Source organism: Novosphingobium sp. 1529 (genome assembly GCF_040544855.1).
Classification (GTDB): domain Bacteria; phylum Pseudomonadota; class Alphaproteobacteria; order Sphingomonadales; family Sphingomonadaceae; genus Novosphingobium; species Novosphingobium capsulatum.
Map to the genome: position 1 here is coordinate 16,972 of NZ_JBEPKW010000014.1, position 13,200 is coordinate 30,171.

Sequence of the window (13,200 nt, forward strand, 5' to 3'; positions counted from 1 at the left end):
GTCCCTACACCCAAAAAAGACAGCTCGCACGAATCACGACGCCGGAATGCGTCAAAAATTGCGCGAGAGTCCCCCATGACTGTTGGAAAGTTATTTTGCAACCGGTCAGGACCACCCAAACGGGAAACCGTGCCGGGAAATACGGATGCGATGCCGAAATGTCGCAGCGCAGCAGGGCGATGCGATCACAGCATCAGCGTTGGGCAGTCATCCGTTGCAGCGTGGCGAGGGCATCGCGCAGGGCCTGTTCGGTGCTGGCGGCATCGCGCGGGGCATCCTCGGCCTCGTCTTCAACCGCTTGAAAACGGGTGGGAACGGCAGCCAGATAGGGCCGCTCGAACGGCGCCGGAGCAGCGCTCGCCACCTCATCACCGTCCGGACGCTGGGCGCGGCCCTGGCCGGGGAAGATCACAACCGGCTGCGGCGATGCAGCACCGCGGCCAGAGAGGAAATGGCGCGCCGGATCGCTCCGCCGGACGGCCGCGGCCATGTCGAGCAGCGAGGAATAGCGTTCTTCGCGCACCGCGCCTTCGGGCTGGCCCCGGTCGGTGCTGTCAGCATCTGCCGCACCGAGGCGCGACGGGCGCGGCATGGCGCGCACGTCGCGGCCGTCCAGCCCGGCCAGATCGTCGGCGACGCTGTCGAGCGCGCGGCGGTGGTCGGCAATCGCCAGCGCCAGCCGCTCGACCAGTTGCACCAGCCCCAGACCATCGAGATCGGCCTGGGCGACCGGCGAAGGCCCATTTTCCCCCATCGCGTCACGCGCCTTGGCAAAGAGCAACGGCGTCAGCGCGGGCGATGCCATCGCCACCGGGGCGGGATCGTGCGCTGCAACGTCCGCTTCTTTCACAGCATCCGGTTCTGCCTGCGCTTCGGCTTCGGCTTCAGCTGCGGCTGCCGTTTCGACTTCAGGTTGTGCCGCAGGCACGGCGTCCGCCTCTGCCTCAGCGACGATCGGCATTTCAGTCGGCGCTTCCACGGCTTCTTCGCGGGGCGCCGCTTGCTCGCGGGCTACCGTCAGGAACGCGGGCGGCACGAACAGGTCGGCCGGTTCTTCCTCGTTCTCGTAGATCGCAAAGGGATCGAAGGCCGCCGGGGCCAGCTCGGCCGACAGCGCATCATCGGCCGCCAGGGGGCGCAGGCGCGGCAGCGTGCTGGCGGGCTCATCGATCAGGATCGCGGTTTCGGATTCATCGATCATGTCCGCGCTCACCACCAGGGGGCGGCGCGGCGGGGCGTCGGGATGGGCATCGCGCGCGCGCACCCGAGGCGCGACCGGCGCATCATCCTGCACTTCGGCCCAAGTGGCGGGATCGATCGCCACCCGGTGGCGGGCGCTCAGACGCAGGCCCAGCGCCAGGCCGATGACGCCGCCCAGACCGGTCAGCAGCGAGGCCACCAGCGCGCGCGCGGTAAAACCGAGCGGCGGCGCGGCAGCCGCAACGAGATGGGGCAGCCCGCTGGCAACGACCACGCGCTGCAGCAGTTCGACCGGAACGGCAAAGCTGGCCAAGCCGAACAGCGCGGCAAACCACAGCGCGGCAAGGGCGGGAAACAGGCGATGGGCGGTGATCGGCTTGGCCTTGGCCTTGCGCTTGGTCTTGGTCACCTGTGCTTACCCCCGTTTGTACAACCACCTGCGCATCGAACCGGCGCGAATCGGTCTTTGCCCAAGCCTGCGCCAAAGCCAATATCCTGACAATTCAGGCAGCCAGGCCAGGCGTGTCTAGCCCTTGGGCTATCAGGCCTTGGTAAACGGGAAGATAACGCGCCGCGTTGGCGGCCCAATCGTGCGCGGTTTCCACAAAGCGGCGGGCCACGGCGCGCTGCGCGTCCCATTGCGCGCGGCGGGCGAACAGCGCCACCATGGCCTGGGCCAGCGCGGCCGGATCGTCGGGCGCAAACAGCGTGCCGGTCTGCCCGTCAGCGATCAGTTCGCGATGCCCACCCACGTTGCTCGCCGCCACCAGCTTGCCCTGGGCCATCGCCTCCAGCGGCTTCAATGGCGTAACCAGGTCGGTCAGGCGCATGGCCTTGCGCGGATAGCACACCACGTCGGCCAACGCGTAATAGCGGTCCACCTCGTGATGCGGCACGCGACCGACGAAATGGATGGCATGGGCAGCCGGGCTGGCCGCAGCCTGGGCGCGCAGGGCATCTGCCGCTGGCCCGCCGCCCACCAGCAACAGCCGCGCGCCGGGCACTGCGGCCACGATCGCCGGCATGGCGGCGATCATGTCGTCGAGACCCTCATAGGGGTAGAAGCTGCCAAGGAAGCCGATCACCGGCCCTTCCCCCAGCCCGAGCTGCGCGCGCAAGGCGGCATCGGGCGCGGGCGGGGTGCCGAACAGAGCAAGGTCGACGCCGTTTGGCATGATCGTGATCTTGGCCGGGGCCACGCCGCGTGCCACCAGATCATCCTTCAGGCCCTGGCAGATGGTGACGACGGCATCGGCGCCCGCCACGACGCGGTTTTCCAGTTGCCGGGTGAGCCAATAGCGCGCCGATCCCTCGCGGCCAGTGCCATTGCCCACGGCAGCGTCTTCCCAGAACGCGCGGATTTCATAGACCACCGGCAGCCCCAGGCGGCGGCCGGCGCGCACCGCGGCCAGCCCGCACAGCGCCGGGCTGTGGGCATGCAACACGTCGGGCCGCCACTGGCGCGCCAGGTCGACGATGCGATCCGCCAGCGCCCCGGCCTCGCGCCATTCGCGCACCCCCGGCGGGCCAGAGGCCACGCCGGGGGTGCGGTGAAAGCGCAGGCCGTCATGGATTTCCAGGTCATCGCCCGGTGCGCTGCCCGGCGCAGGTTCGGGCCGGGGTTCAGTCGGGGAGACACCGTGGCGCAGGCCAGTCAGCCCGCGCACTTCCAGCCCATGGCCTTCCTGCGCCTTGAGGATCGCGCGCGTGCGAAAGGTATAGCCGCTGTGTAGCGGCAGGGAGTGATCGAGGACGTGGAGAATCCGGGCCATCCCCGATGCTTGGCACAGCAAGCCTTAACGCGCTGCAAATTCTTCGCTTAACGCGGCGTCAACCCTGCGGCACTATTCCCGGCGGCTATGGCAGGCGGCGCGCAACGATGATCGACAAGATTACCATCTTCGTGCCGCATATCCTGATGGCGCTGATGATCTGGAAGCTCGTCCACCGCGCCGATCTGGACGATGACCCCGCCCTGCCCAATCGCCGCCAGCCGCTGATGGGGCGGCGCCCCAGCCCACGCCCCGATAGCGACGGTGCCCAGGCCAACGCGAACACCCCCGACAGGACCGGGCGCGATGCTTGACCTGTTCTTCACGGCGTTCTGCCTGGCGTTCCTGGGCGCCGGGCTCAAGCGGCCGTTCCTGTTCGTGATGGCCTATGCCTATATCGATATCGTCGCGCCGCAGAAGGTCAGCTGGGGTTTCCTTACGCACATCCCGATCTCGCTGATCGCGTTTTCCTGCGCCCTGCTGGGCTGGATCGTGGCCGAAGACAAGAACGGCATACGCATCTCGCCGCGCCAGTTCGTGCTGCTCCTGCTGCTAGTCTATTGCGGCCTCACCACCCGCACCGCCGATTTCCCGGTAGAGGCGGCGGCGAAGTGGGACTGGGTGTGGAAAGCGCTGATCTTCGCGCTGTTCCTGCCGCTGACCCTGCGCACCCGCCTGCGCATCGAGGCGCTGACGCTGACCATGGTGCTCTCGGTGGGGGTGATCGTCATCGGCGGGGGGATCAAGACGCTCAGCTCGGGCGGCGGCTATGGCGAACTGCGCCTGCTGGTGAACGACAATACCGGCCTCTATGAAGGCTCGATCATTTCCACCGTGGCGATGTGCGTCATTCCCCTGGCGCTATGGCTGGCCAATCACGGCACCATCTTCAAGCCGGACTGGAAGGCCAAGCTGTTTGCCGCCGGCATCTGCTTTTCCTGCCTGCTCATGCCGGTGGGCACCCAGGCGCGCACCGGGCTGATCTGCGCGGCAGTGCTGGCGGTGATGATGCTGCGCTCCACCCGGCGGCGCATGCTCTATATCAGCATCGTCTGTGCCGGGGCGCTGATCGCGGTGCCGCTGCTGCCGTCGAGCTTTACCGAGCGCATGGGCACGATCAAGAATCACCAGGCCGACCAATCTGCTTCCACCCGCGTGGCGGTGTGGAAATGGACCATCGAATTTGCCAAGACTCACCCGTTCGGCGGCGGCTTCGACGCCTTTCGCCAGAACAGCGTGAGCTATGACACGGTCAAGGCTGACTATGCCGGCGCCAACAACGCCGCGATCGAGACCGACCATATCGAGGAAAAGGGCCGCGCCTATCACTCGGCCTATTTCGAGATGCTGGGCGAGCAGGGCTACCCCGGCCTTGCCCTGTGGCTGCTGCTGCACCTGATGGGCGTGTTCCAGATGGAACTGATCCGGCGGCGCTATCGCAAGGACCCGCCCGAAGGATTTGCCTGGGTTTCGCCGCTGGCCGATGCGCTGCAACAGGCGCAGATCTGCTACCTCGTCGGCTCGACCTTCGTCGGCATCGCGTTCCAGCCGTTCTGCTACATGCTGGTGGGGCTGCAATGCGGGCTTTCGGCCTATATCGGCCGGGTGCGAAGGGCCGCGCCGGTGCCGTTCGTACAGCGCCGGGCGATCCCTGCCCAGGCCTGAGGCCCAGCCCCACGAAAACACCGCCGACGCGACAGAAGCGCCGGCGGTGCAGAACGGCTCAGTTCAATTTACGGCGGCCAGCTTGCGCCCACGGCGCGGCTTGCCGTCGGCGGCATCGTCGCGCGTGGCAAAGCGGGCCATCCATGCCTCGATCACCGGGGCAATGCTCTTACGCCAGCGCGAGCCGTTGAAAATGCCATAGTGGCCCACTTCGGGCGCCAGCAGGTACTGCTTCATGTCGGCCGGCAGGTTGGGCGTGACGTTGAGCGCGGCGCGGGTCTGGCCGATGCCGGAAATATCGTCGCGCTCCCCCTCGATGCACAGGATCGCGGTATCGGTGATCGCGCCCAGGTCAACCGGCTGGCCGCGATGGATGAATTCGCCCTGCGGCAGCGCGTGGCGCTGAAACACCACGTCCACCGTCTGGAGATAGAATTCGGCCGGCAGATCGCAGACCGAGCGATATTCATCGTAGAACGTCTTGGTCGCCTCGGCGCTTTCTTCCGCGCCCTGCACCATGTGCTGGAACAGCTTGTAATGGCTCATCATGTGGCTGCCCAGGTTCATCGACATGAAGCTGGTGAGCTGGACGAAGCCGGGATAGACCTGCCGTCCGGCGCCGGGATAGTTTTCCGGCACGGTGGTGATGACGTTGTGCTTGAACCAGACGTAAGGCTTGGTCACGGCATGATCGTTGACCGCCGTGGGGCTCTCGCGCGTGTCGATCGGGCCGCCCATCATCGTCAGCGTCAGTGGGCGGCAGGGATGCTTCTGCGCGGCCAGCACCGCCGTGGCGGCAAAGGCCGGCACCGAAGGCTGGCACACTGCCATCATGTGCGTGCCCGGGCCGATATGCTCGAAAAAGCCGATAAGATAGTCGATGTAGTCGTCGAGATTGAAGTGTCCTTCGGCCAGCGGCACATATTTTGCGTCGGCCCAGTCGGTAATGTAGACCTCGGCCCGTTCCAGCAGGCGTTCCACCGTCCCGCGCAGCAGCGTGGCATAGTGCCCGCTCATCGGCGCCACCAGCAGCAAGCGCGGCGCATCGGCGCCGAGGCCATCATGGGTAAAGCGCTTGAGATCGCCGAACGGGCGATGCACCACGGTGGTTTCGTGCACCGCGTGCACCTGGCCATCGACCTGGATGGTGCGGATCCCGAACGCCGGCTTGCCCCGCGGCGCGGTGGCGTGAGCAAACACGTCGAGCGCGGAAGCCATGGTCTGGTTGGGGCCATAGGCGGAAAAGGGCAGCCGCGGATCATTGAGCAGGTCGGCCATCATCGAGGCCCAGGCACTGCTCGCATTCATCAGCGACCGCTGGATTTCATAAGCCTTGTACAGCACGTGGATACTTGCCTTTCTATCCGCTGCCCGCCGCGCGCGGCCCGCCGGCATGGCGTGGCGCAGCGCGGCAATCATGCGTCCCTTGCCGCGATAGTGCCTGCGAATCGCGCTGGCTGCAATGCAGCATCATGGACAGGGCGCGCGGTAATCAGTCCACAACAGATGGGAACATGGCCTGGTGCACGCAAGGCCCCTTCCGGTCTGGCGCGCCATCGGCTAGGTCCGCCCCATGGAAGAGGTTCCCCAGGAACGGCCCGCGCCGGACATGCCCGCCCCCGGCTCCAACCCTGCCGTTGGGCAGGCGCCCGCACCGGCCCTAGGCGCGCCGGCGGACGCGGATGAAACCCTCACCGTGCCGCCCGCGCCGCGCCGCCTCACCCCGCTGCGCATGATCTGGCGCGAGGCGATCAAATATCCTGGCCAGGTCGCCGCCGCGCTGATCGCGCTGGTCACCACCTCGACCGCGACCATTGCCATTCCCGCCCGCTTCAAGGGCATCGTCGACCAAGCCTTTGGCCCCCACGCCCAACCCGGCGTGATCGACCAGGCGTTCCACACCCTGCTGCTGATCGTGGTGGTGCTCGGTTTTGCCACCGCCATCCGCTTTTACTACGTATCGTGGCTGGGGGAGCGGGTCGTGGCCGATATCCGCGCCCGTGTGCAATCCAATCTGCTGCGCCTGCCGCCGGCCTTTTTCGAGACGAACAGCCCCAAGGAAATCTCTTCACGGATGACGTCGGACACGGCGATCATCGAGCAGGTTGTGGGCACTACCGTTTCAATCGCGCTGCGCAACACCATCACCGCGCTGGGCGGGCTGATCTACCTGTTCTTCCTGGCGCCCAAGCTGACCGCCGGGCTGGTCATCGGCATTCCGGTGGTGATCTTTCCGATCGCTTGGTTCGGCAGCCGCCTGCGCAAGGTTTCGCGATCGAGCCAGGATCGCGTCGCCGATATCGGCGCGATGACCGCCGAAGTGCTGGGCGCGATCCGCATCGTGCAATCGTTCGGCCAGGAAGGCCGCGAACGCGCGCGCTTTGCCGGCGCGGTGGAGCGCACGTTCGATACCGCGCGCCGCCGCATCCTGATCCGCGCAGTGATGACCGCGGTGGTGATTTTCCTGGTCATGGGAGGAATCACCGCCCTGATGTGGCAGGGCGCGCTGGGCGTATCCAACGGATCGCTGACCGGCGGCACGATCGCCGCCTTCGTGCTGACCGGCGGCATCGTCGCCGGATCGTGTGGCGCCCTGACCGAGGTCTATGGCGATCTGCTGCGCGGCGCGGGTGCGGCTGGCCGGCTCAACGAACTGCTGCTCGAACAGCCCGATATCGCCCCGCCGGCGCGACCGATCACGCTGCCGAGCCCGCCGCGCGGCGCGCTGGCGTTCCAGAACGTGGCCTTCCGCTATCCCAGCCGGCCCGAGATTTCCGCCTTGGCCGATTTCTCGCTGACGGTGGAGCCGGGTGAAACGGTGGCGATCGTCGGCCCCTCGGGCGCTGGCAAATCCACGCTGTTCCTGCTGGCGCAGCGGTTTTACGATCCGCAGGGCGGCGTGGTGCGCATCGATGGCGTGCCGCTGCCCCAGGCCGATCCTTCGGAAATCCGCGCACGTATGGCCCTGGTGCCGCAGGAAGCAGTGCTGTTTGCCGCCAGCGCGCGCGACAACCTGCGCTATGGCGCGTGGGACGCCACCGACGAGGCGATCTGGGCGGCGGCCCGCGCCGCCAATGCCGAGGAATTTCTGAAAGCCCTGCCCGAGGGGCTCGACACGTTCCTGGGCGAAAGCGGTGCGCGCCTGTCAGGCGGGCAGCGCCAGCGGATGGCCATTGCCCGCGCGCTGCTGCGCGATGCGCCGATCCTGCTGCTCGACGAAGCGACCAGCGCGCTTGACGCCGAAAGCGAACGCCTGGTGCAGGATGCGCTCGATCACCTGATGCAGGGGCGCACCACGCTGGTCATCGCCCACCGCCTTGCCACCGTGCGCGCGGCCGATCGCATCGTCGTGATGGATGGCGGCAGGATCGTGGAACAAGGCAACCACGCCAGCCTGATGGCCGCCGACGGGCTCTATGCCCGGCTTGCCCGCATGCAGTTCGAAGGGGCCTGAGCGCCAGCGCCACGGCTCTTTCGTACCGCTGCCGGCGCCAAGGTTACCGATTTGCCATGTGGGCAATGCATGGAACGGCTTGAAAGCAGTGCTGCACTGCGGCAAGTCGGGTGCCCATGGACAGCCACACCATTACTGCCGTCATTCTCGGCATCGTCGAAGGCCTCACCGAGTTCCTTCCCGTTTCCTCCACCGGGCACCTGATCCTCGCCACCGAACTCCTCGGCTTCAACGCCAAGGAATGGGAAGTGTTCAACGTGGTGATCCAGCTGCCGGCGATCCTGGCGGTGGTGGTGCTCTATTGGCGCACTTTCGTCGATGTCGCCAAGGGGGCGCTGCGGGCCGATCCCGATTCGCTGCACTTCGTGCGCAACGTGCTGGTGGCATTCATCCCCTCGGCGATCCTGGGCGTGCTGCTCAAGAAAAAGATCGACGTGCTGATGGAGACCCCGGCAGTGGTCGCCGCCGCGCTGGTCGTGGGCGGCGTGCTGATCCTGGTGATCGAGCGGCTCTCGCGGCAGGGCGAATACCAGCCGGTCAGCAAGCTGCCGCTACCCAAGGCGCTGGCCGTGGGGGTGATGCAGTGCCTGGCCATGATCCCGGGCATGTCGCGTTCGGCGTCCACCATCATGGGCGCGCTGTCCATGGGCATCAACCGCAAGACGGCGGCAGAATTCAGCTTCTTCCTGGCCGTTCCGACAATGTTCGGCGCCACCGCCAAGCAGCTGTGGGACAATCGCCACGAACTGACCAGCGGCGCGGCCAGCGTGGGATGGGGCGATATCGCCGTGGGCGGCGTGGTCTCGTTCCTCGTCTCGCTGGTGGTGATCAAGTTATTCGTCACCTATATCGGCCGCCACGGCTTTGCGCCCTTTGCCTGGTACCGCATCGTGATCGGTGCCGGCGCACTGGTGTGGTTGCTCGGCGTCTAAAAAACGCGCATTTCTGCCCCTGCCAATGACATTGCCGATAACCCCGCAGCCCACCCGGGCGGCGGGGTTTTTCACGGCCTTCAAGAGCATCACGCAACGTTCTGTCGCAAATGCGGAACCAACCCCCGCGTGGCGAATTATCCCACCCAGACAGCCACTCGTGGCAACAACAAAGGGGTAAACCGTCATGGGCCTTATCGTTCTCTTGATCGTTGGCGGCGTTCTGGGCTGGCTTGCCAGCATCGTCATGCGCACTGACGCCCAGCAGGGTGTTTTCCTGAACATCGTCGTCGGCATCGTCGGCGCCATGCTCGGCGGCTTCCTGCTTGGCCCGCTGCTCGGCGGCGGCAGCATCACCAACGGCATCTCGGCCGGCAGCCTGGTGGTCTCGTTCCTCGGCGCGCTGATCCTTCTGGCCATTGTCAATCTCGTGCGCCGCGGTTCGGTGCGCTGAGCCGGCCATTCCGGCCAAACTAACAGGGAGAGCCCGTTATGAAGTTCGCCAAGTACGCCCTCGTTCTGCCCGTCGCCGCGCTCGGCCTCAGCCTCGCTGCGTGCGAAAGCAAGCAGGAAAAGGCTGCCGACAAGACGGCTGACGCCGTTGCTGCCCAGTCGGACGCTGCTGCCGACGCCATCGATTCGCAGGCCGCCGACGCTACCGGCGCTGCCGCTGACAAGATGAACAGCAAGGCCGATGCCGTTCGCGCCGAAGGCAAGGACGAAGCTTCGGCGATCAAGGAAAACGCGGAAAAGGCCGAAAAGGCCCACTGATCTCCCGCGGACAAAGGAAACGGGGCGCCAGGCATCAGCCTTGGCGCCCCGTTTCCTTTCTACAAGGCTTGACTTTCACGGCCGCCTCCCGCAATGGCGGCCCCCTGTCAGGGCGGCGCGCGCCGCCCGTTTTGTTTGAGCAAGCGGCGCGCTGACGCCTAGAAGGATTTTAGGACAAGCCCATGGCAAAGCCAACTACCGTCAAGATTCGTCTGGTTTCGACCGCAGACACCGGCTTCTTCTACGTCACCAAGAAGAATCCGCGCAACACCACCGAAAAGATGACTTTCCGCAAGTACGATCCGGTGGTGCGCAAGCACGTGGAATTCAAGGAAGCCAAGATCAAGTGATCTGAAGGCTTTCCTGCCAGAACATGCACAAGGCCGGGGCTTGTCTCCGGCCTTTTGTGTTTTCGGCTGCCGCCGGGGCGATTCGGAACCGAAAGGTTCACGGGCAGTTCAATGCGACTGCCTCAAGGAGTGGCGATGAACAGCTTGACCAAGATCCTGCGCGCCGGGCCGATTGCCGGCCTGGCTGCCGCACTTTTCGTTTCGCCGGGCGTGCCCACCGCGCTGGCCGCCCCCGCTGCGCCGGCAGCAGCCCCTGCCAACGATGTCGACCGCGCTGTTGCCGCACTGCGCGCGATTTCGACGATGCGCGCCGATTTCGTGCAGACCGATCGCAACGGCCAGCGTCTGACCGGCACGGTCACGCTGCAGCGCCCCGGCAAGATCCGCTTTCAGTACCAGCCGGGCGTGCCGCTACTGATCGTGTCGGATGGCGCGGCGCTGACCGTGATCGACTATGAAGTGCGGCAGGTGTCGCGCTGGCCGATTCGCAACAGCCCGCTGGGCGCGCTGCTCAACCCGGACAAGGACGTGGCGCGCTATGCCCGCCTGCTGCCCACCACCAACCCCGACGTTGTCAGCCTGGAAATCAAGGATCCGCGCCATCCCGAATATGGCACGATGACCATGATCATGGTCCGCAAGCCCGGCGCGCCGGGCGGGCTGCAGCTCGATAGCTGGGTGGCGCTCGATTCGCAGAACCAGCGCACCACGATTCGCCTGTCGAACCAGCAATATGGCGTGCCGGTCCCGGCCAACACCTTCCGCTTCAACGACCCGCGCCCGCAAATCCGCCATTGATGCACCCGCTGGCCGCAGCGGGCGAACGGTTCATCATCGTTACCAGACCCTCTGCGACACTTTGCGAACAACCAGACCCTTCCGTTCATCGGGCAGCAAGCGGCCCGCCCCTAGAACGGTTTCAGACGAGACGGACAAGACGGGTTTCCCCCCTGTTGCCCGGTCTGACTTCAACCTCTCGTCGACCGCGTGACGAACGCACATGGAACCCTCGGACCATTGCCCCCGGTCCGAGGGTTTTCCTTTTTGTGGTGTTGCGGGGCGTCCGGGCGGCTGCGAACGGCGCCCGGCCAGCTCCGCAACGCCACAAGAAGCCCCTTGGACCAGGGGATGTTTATCCGCCTTGCCGGGGTGGGCGGGCGATCGTAAAGCGCTGCCATGGTTTCGATCGCCACCTGGAATATCAATTCCGTCCGCCTGCGCGCCGATCAGGTCGTGCGTTTTCTGGAAGCGGAACAGCCTGATGTGCTGTGCCTGCAAGAGATCAAGGTGGCAGAGCACCTGTTCCCGCATGAGGTGTTCGAAAGCCTGGGCTATACCCATCGCGCGATCCACGGACAGAAGGGCTATCATGGCGTGGCCACGGTCAGCCGCCTGCCGCTGCGCGAGTTCAGCCGGCACGATTGGCAGGACAATGGCGAGGCGCGCCATGTCGGCGTGGAACTGCTCGGCCCCGGCCAGGGCCTGATTCTGGAAAACGTCTATATCCCGGCCGGTGGCGATATCGCCGACCGCGCGCTCAATCCCAAGTTCGGCCAGAAGCTCGATTTCCTGGAGCGGATGACGCGCTGGGCCGACAAGATCGATCGCCCCACGCTGATCGTCGGTGATTTCAACATCGCCCCGCTGCCGCAGGATGTCTACGACCACAAGGCGCTGCTCAAGGTGGTGAGCCACACGCCGATCGAGGTGGAAACGCTGCAGCGCTTTGCCGATGCCCATGGTTGGGTAGACCTGGGCCGCAAGCACATTCCCGCGCCGGAACGCAACTATTCGTGGTGGTCCTATCGCTCCTATTGGCGGCAAAAGGACCAGGGCCGCCGGCTCGACCACATGTGGGCCTCGCCAGACCTGGCGCCGCAATCGCTCTCGCATCGCTTTGTCGAGGAAACCCGGCGCTGGGAGCAGCCTTCCGACCACGTGCCGCTGATCACCGAGTTTGCTCTTTGACCACGCCGGCGGCTGCGACGCGCCGGGTGGCACGGGCGCTTGATGCCCTGCGCCACGGCTGGGCGATCCGCGTAACGGATGCGGCCGGCGCGCTGGATCTGCTGCCGGCCGAAACCGGCTTTGCCCAGCCCGGGCTCTATGCCGCGCAGATGCTGATTTCGGCCGCACGCGCCGCCACGCTCAAGCTGGCGAACCAGCGCCACGCCGCCGTGCCCCATGCGCCGGTGCTGATTCATGCCGCCGAACCGTTCACACTCGCGAATGCGCGCAATCTGGCTGATCCGGCGCACGATCTCGCCAGCCCATTGCGCGGGCCATTTCGCGCCAGCCCGATCACGTCGCTGGCCGGCGCCGAAGCCGCGATGGAACTGGCGCGGCTCGCCGGCATCCTGCCCGCCTTCCTGGTCGGCAGCGGGATCGACGTGGCCGAAACCGTGGCCGCGGCCGATCTGGCACAATTCAAGGACCCGCTCAATCTCACGATCCAGGCGCGCGCGCGCCTGCCGGTCGATGCCTGCGAAGAAGCAGAGATCATCGCCTTTCGCGCGCGCGATGATCTGCGCGAGCATGTTGCCTTGATCGTGGGGCAGCAGGACAATGCCGTGCCGCCGCTGGTGCGGCTGCACAGCGAATGCCTGACCGGTGATATCCTTGGCAGCCTGAAATGCGATTGCGGCCCGCAGTTGCAGGCCGCCCTGGCACGGATGGCCGCGGAAACGGCGCGGGGTGGCTGGGGCGTGCTGCTCTATCTCCGCCAGGAAGGGCGTGGCATCGGCCTGATCAACAAGCTGCGCGCCTATCAGTTGCAGGACCAGGGCTTTGACACGGTCGATGCCAACGAACGCCTGGGCCTGCCTTCTGAAGCACGCGATTTTCCGGTGGCGGCGCGGATGCTGGACCTGATCGGGGCACGGCAGATCCGCCTGATGACCAACAACCCGGCCAAGGTCGCGGCGCTTGAAGCGCTGGGCGTCACCGTGCTGGAACGGGTCGCCCACCAGCTGCCGGCCAACCCGCACAACGCGCGCTATCTCGAAACCAAGCGCGATCGCACCGGGCACCTGCTGAAGTAACGTCTCGTTGGGCTG

Annotated in this window: 13 protein-coding genes; 10 read left to right on the forward strand and 3 right to left on the reverse strand. The window is 66.1% G+C overall.

Annotated features, from left to right (window positions below; all coding sequences use genetic code 11):
* Window positions 1-193 precede the first annotated feature (193 nt).
* Together ABIC78_RS19225 and ABIC78_RS19230 are read right to left on the reverse strand one after the other, a co-directional pair.
* The gene (locus ABIC78_RS19225; RefSeq protein WP_171799641.1) at window positions 194-1,609 is read right to left on the reverse strand and encodes a hypothetical protein; all 1,416 of its coding nucleotides are present in this window, start codon (window positions 1,607-1,609) and stop codon (window positions 194-196) included.
* A gap of 94 nt (window positions 1,610-1,703) precedes the next feature.
* Complete coding sequence (locus ABIC78_RS19230) at window positions 1,704-2,972, reverse strand: TIGR04063 family PEP-CTERM/XrtA system glycosyltransferase (protein WP_168353157.1); 1,269 nt, start codon at window positions 2,970-2,972, stop codon at window positions 1,704-1,706.
* 107 nt (window positions 2,973-3,079) lie between these two features.
* Here ABIC78_RS19230 and ABIC78_RS19235 point away from each other — a divergent pair, with 107 nt between their 5' ends.
* The gene (locus ABIC78_RS19235; protein ID WP_171799631.1) at window positions 3,080-3,286 is read left to right on the forward strand and encodes a hypothetical protein; all 207 of its coding nucleotides are present in this window, start codon (window positions 3,080-3,082) and stop codon (window positions 3,284-3,286) included.
* Window positions 3,279-4,637 carry a putative O-glycosylation ligase, exosortase A system-associated gene (locus tag ABIC78_RS19240; protein WP_022675638.1) on the forward strand — a complete coding sequence of 453 codons (1,359 nt, stop codon included), beginning with the start codon at window positions 3,279-3,281 and terminating at the stop codon, window positions 4,635-4,637. The genes ABIC78_RS19235 and ABIC78_RS19240 overlap by 8 nt, the downstream gene beginning before the upstream one ends.
* 63 nt (window positions 4,638-4,700) lie before the next feature.
* Here ABIC78_RS19240 and ABIC78_RS19245 read toward each other — a convergent pair whose 3' ends face one another.
* Entirely contained in the window at window positions 4,701-5,981 is a 1,281-nt protein-coding gene (locus ABIC78_RS19245; RefSeq protein WP_171799656.1) for a polyhydroxyalkanoate depolymerase, read from the reverse strand.
* 388 nt (window positions 5,982-6,369) lie between these two features.
* Here ABIC78_RS19245 and ABIC78_RS19250 point away from each other — a divergent pair, with 388 nt between their 5' ends.
* The 8 genes from ABIC78_RS19250 (at window position 6,370) to ribA (ending at window position 13,185) form a co-directional block, all read left to right on the forward strand.
* On the forward strand, window positions 6,370-8,091 hold the full coding sequence (locus ABIC78_RS19250; RefSeq protein ID WP_051146280.1) for an ABC transporter transmembrane domain-containing protein: 1,722 nt from the start codon (window positions 6,370-6,372) through the stop codon (window positions 8,089-8,091).
* 116 nt (window positions 8,092-8,207) lie between these two features.
* The gene (locus ABIC78_RS19255; protein ID WP_022675641.1) at window positions 8,208-9,023 is read left to right on the forward strand and encodes an undecaprenyl-diphosphate phosphatase; all 816 of its coding nucleotides are present in this window, start codon (window positions 8,208-8,210) and stop codon (window positions 9,021-9,023) included.
* 187 nt (window positions 9,024-9,210) lie between these two features.
* Window positions 9,211-9,477, forward strand: coding sequence for a GlsB/YeaQ/YmgE family stress response membrane protein (locus ABIC78_RS19260; protein ID WP_022675642.1), 267 nt, complete (start codon window positions 9,211-9,213; stop codon window positions 9,475-9,477).
* Window positions 9,478-9,515: 38 nt separating this feature from the next.
* The gene (locus tag ABIC78_RS19265; protein WP_022675643.1) at window positions 9,516-9,794 is read left to right on the forward strand and encodes a hypothetical protein; all 279 of its coding nucleotides are present in this window, start codon (window positions 9,516-9,518) and stop codon (window positions 9,792-9,794) included.
* A gap of 182 nt (window positions 9,795-9,976) precedes the next feature.
* Window positions 9,977-10,144 (forward strand): 50S ribosomal protein L33, encoded by a 168-nt coding sequence (gene rpmG, locus ABIC78_RS19270; RefSeq protein ID WP_011446825.1) that lies wholly within the window; start codon window positions 9,977-9,979, stop codon window positions 10,142-10,144.
* Between the two features lie 135 nt (window positions 10,145-10,279).
* Window positions 10,280-10,942, forward strand: coding sequence for a LolA family protein (locus tag ABIC78_RS19275; protein WP_022675644.1), 663 nt, complete (start codon window positions 10,280-10,282; stop codon window positions 10,940-10,942).
* Between the two features lie 378 nt (window positions 10,943-11,320).
* On the forward strand, window positions 11,321-12,112 hold the full coding sequence (locus ABIC78_RS19280) for an exodeoxyribonuclease III (RefSeq protein WP_171797623.1): 792 nt from the start codon (window positions 11,321-11,323) through the stop codon (window positions 12,110-12,112).
* Window positions 12,109-13,185, forward strand: a complete 1,077-nt coding sequence (ribA, locus tag ABIC78_RS19285) for a GTP cyclohydrolase II (RefSeq protein WP_354491455.1) — start codon at window positions 12,109-12,111, stop codon at window positions 13,183-13,185. Before ABIC78_RS19280 ends, ribA begins: the two co-directional genes overlap by 4 nt.
* Window positions 13,186-13,200: the final 15 nt, after the last annotated feature.

Excerpts from the sequence above, each read along its gene's own strand:
- ABIC78_RS19265 (WP_022675643.1), top strand. The coding sequence starts at position 9,516 with ATGAAGTTCGCCAAGTACGCCCTCGTTCTGCCCGTCGCCGCGCTCGGC.
- ABIC78_RS19250 (WP_051146280.1), top strand. The coding sequence starts at position 6,370 with ATGATCTGGCGCGAGGCGATCAAATATCCTGGCCAGGTCGCCGCCGCG.
- ABIC78_RS19280 (WP_171797623.1), top strand. The coding sequence starts at position 11,321 with ATGGTTTCGATCGCCACCTGGAATATCAATTCCGTCCGCCTGCGCGCC.
- ABIC78_RS19240 (WP_022675638.1), top strand. The coding sequence starts at position 3,279 with ATGCTTGACCTGTTCTTCACGGCGTTCTGCCTGGCGTTCCTGGGCGCC.
- ABIC78_RS19275 (WP_022675644.1), top strand. The coding sequence starts at position 10,280 with ATGAACAGCTTGACCAAGATCCTGCGCGCCGGGCCGATTGCCGGCCTG.
- ABIC78_RS19230 (WP_168353157.1), bottom strand. The coding sequence starts at position 2,972 with ATGGCCCGGATTCTCCACGTCCTCGATCACTCCCTGCCGCTACACAGC.
- ABIC78_RS19255 (WP_022675641.1), top strand. The coding sequence starts at position 8,208 with ATGGACAGCCACACCATTACTGCCGTCATTCTCGGCATCGTCGAAGGC.
- rpmG (WP_011446825.1), top strand. The coding sequence starts at position 9,977 with ATGGCAAAGCCAACTACCGTCAAGATTCGTCTGGTTTCGACCGCAGAC.
- ABIC78_RS19260 (WP_022675642.1), top strand. The coding sequence starts at position 9,211 with ATGGGCCTTATCGTTCTCTTGATCGTTGGCGGCGTTCTGGGCTGGCTT.
- ABIC78_RS19235 (WP_171799631.1), top strand. The coding sequence starts at position 3,080 with ATGATCGACAAGATTACCATCTTCGTGCCGCATATCCTGATGGCGCTG.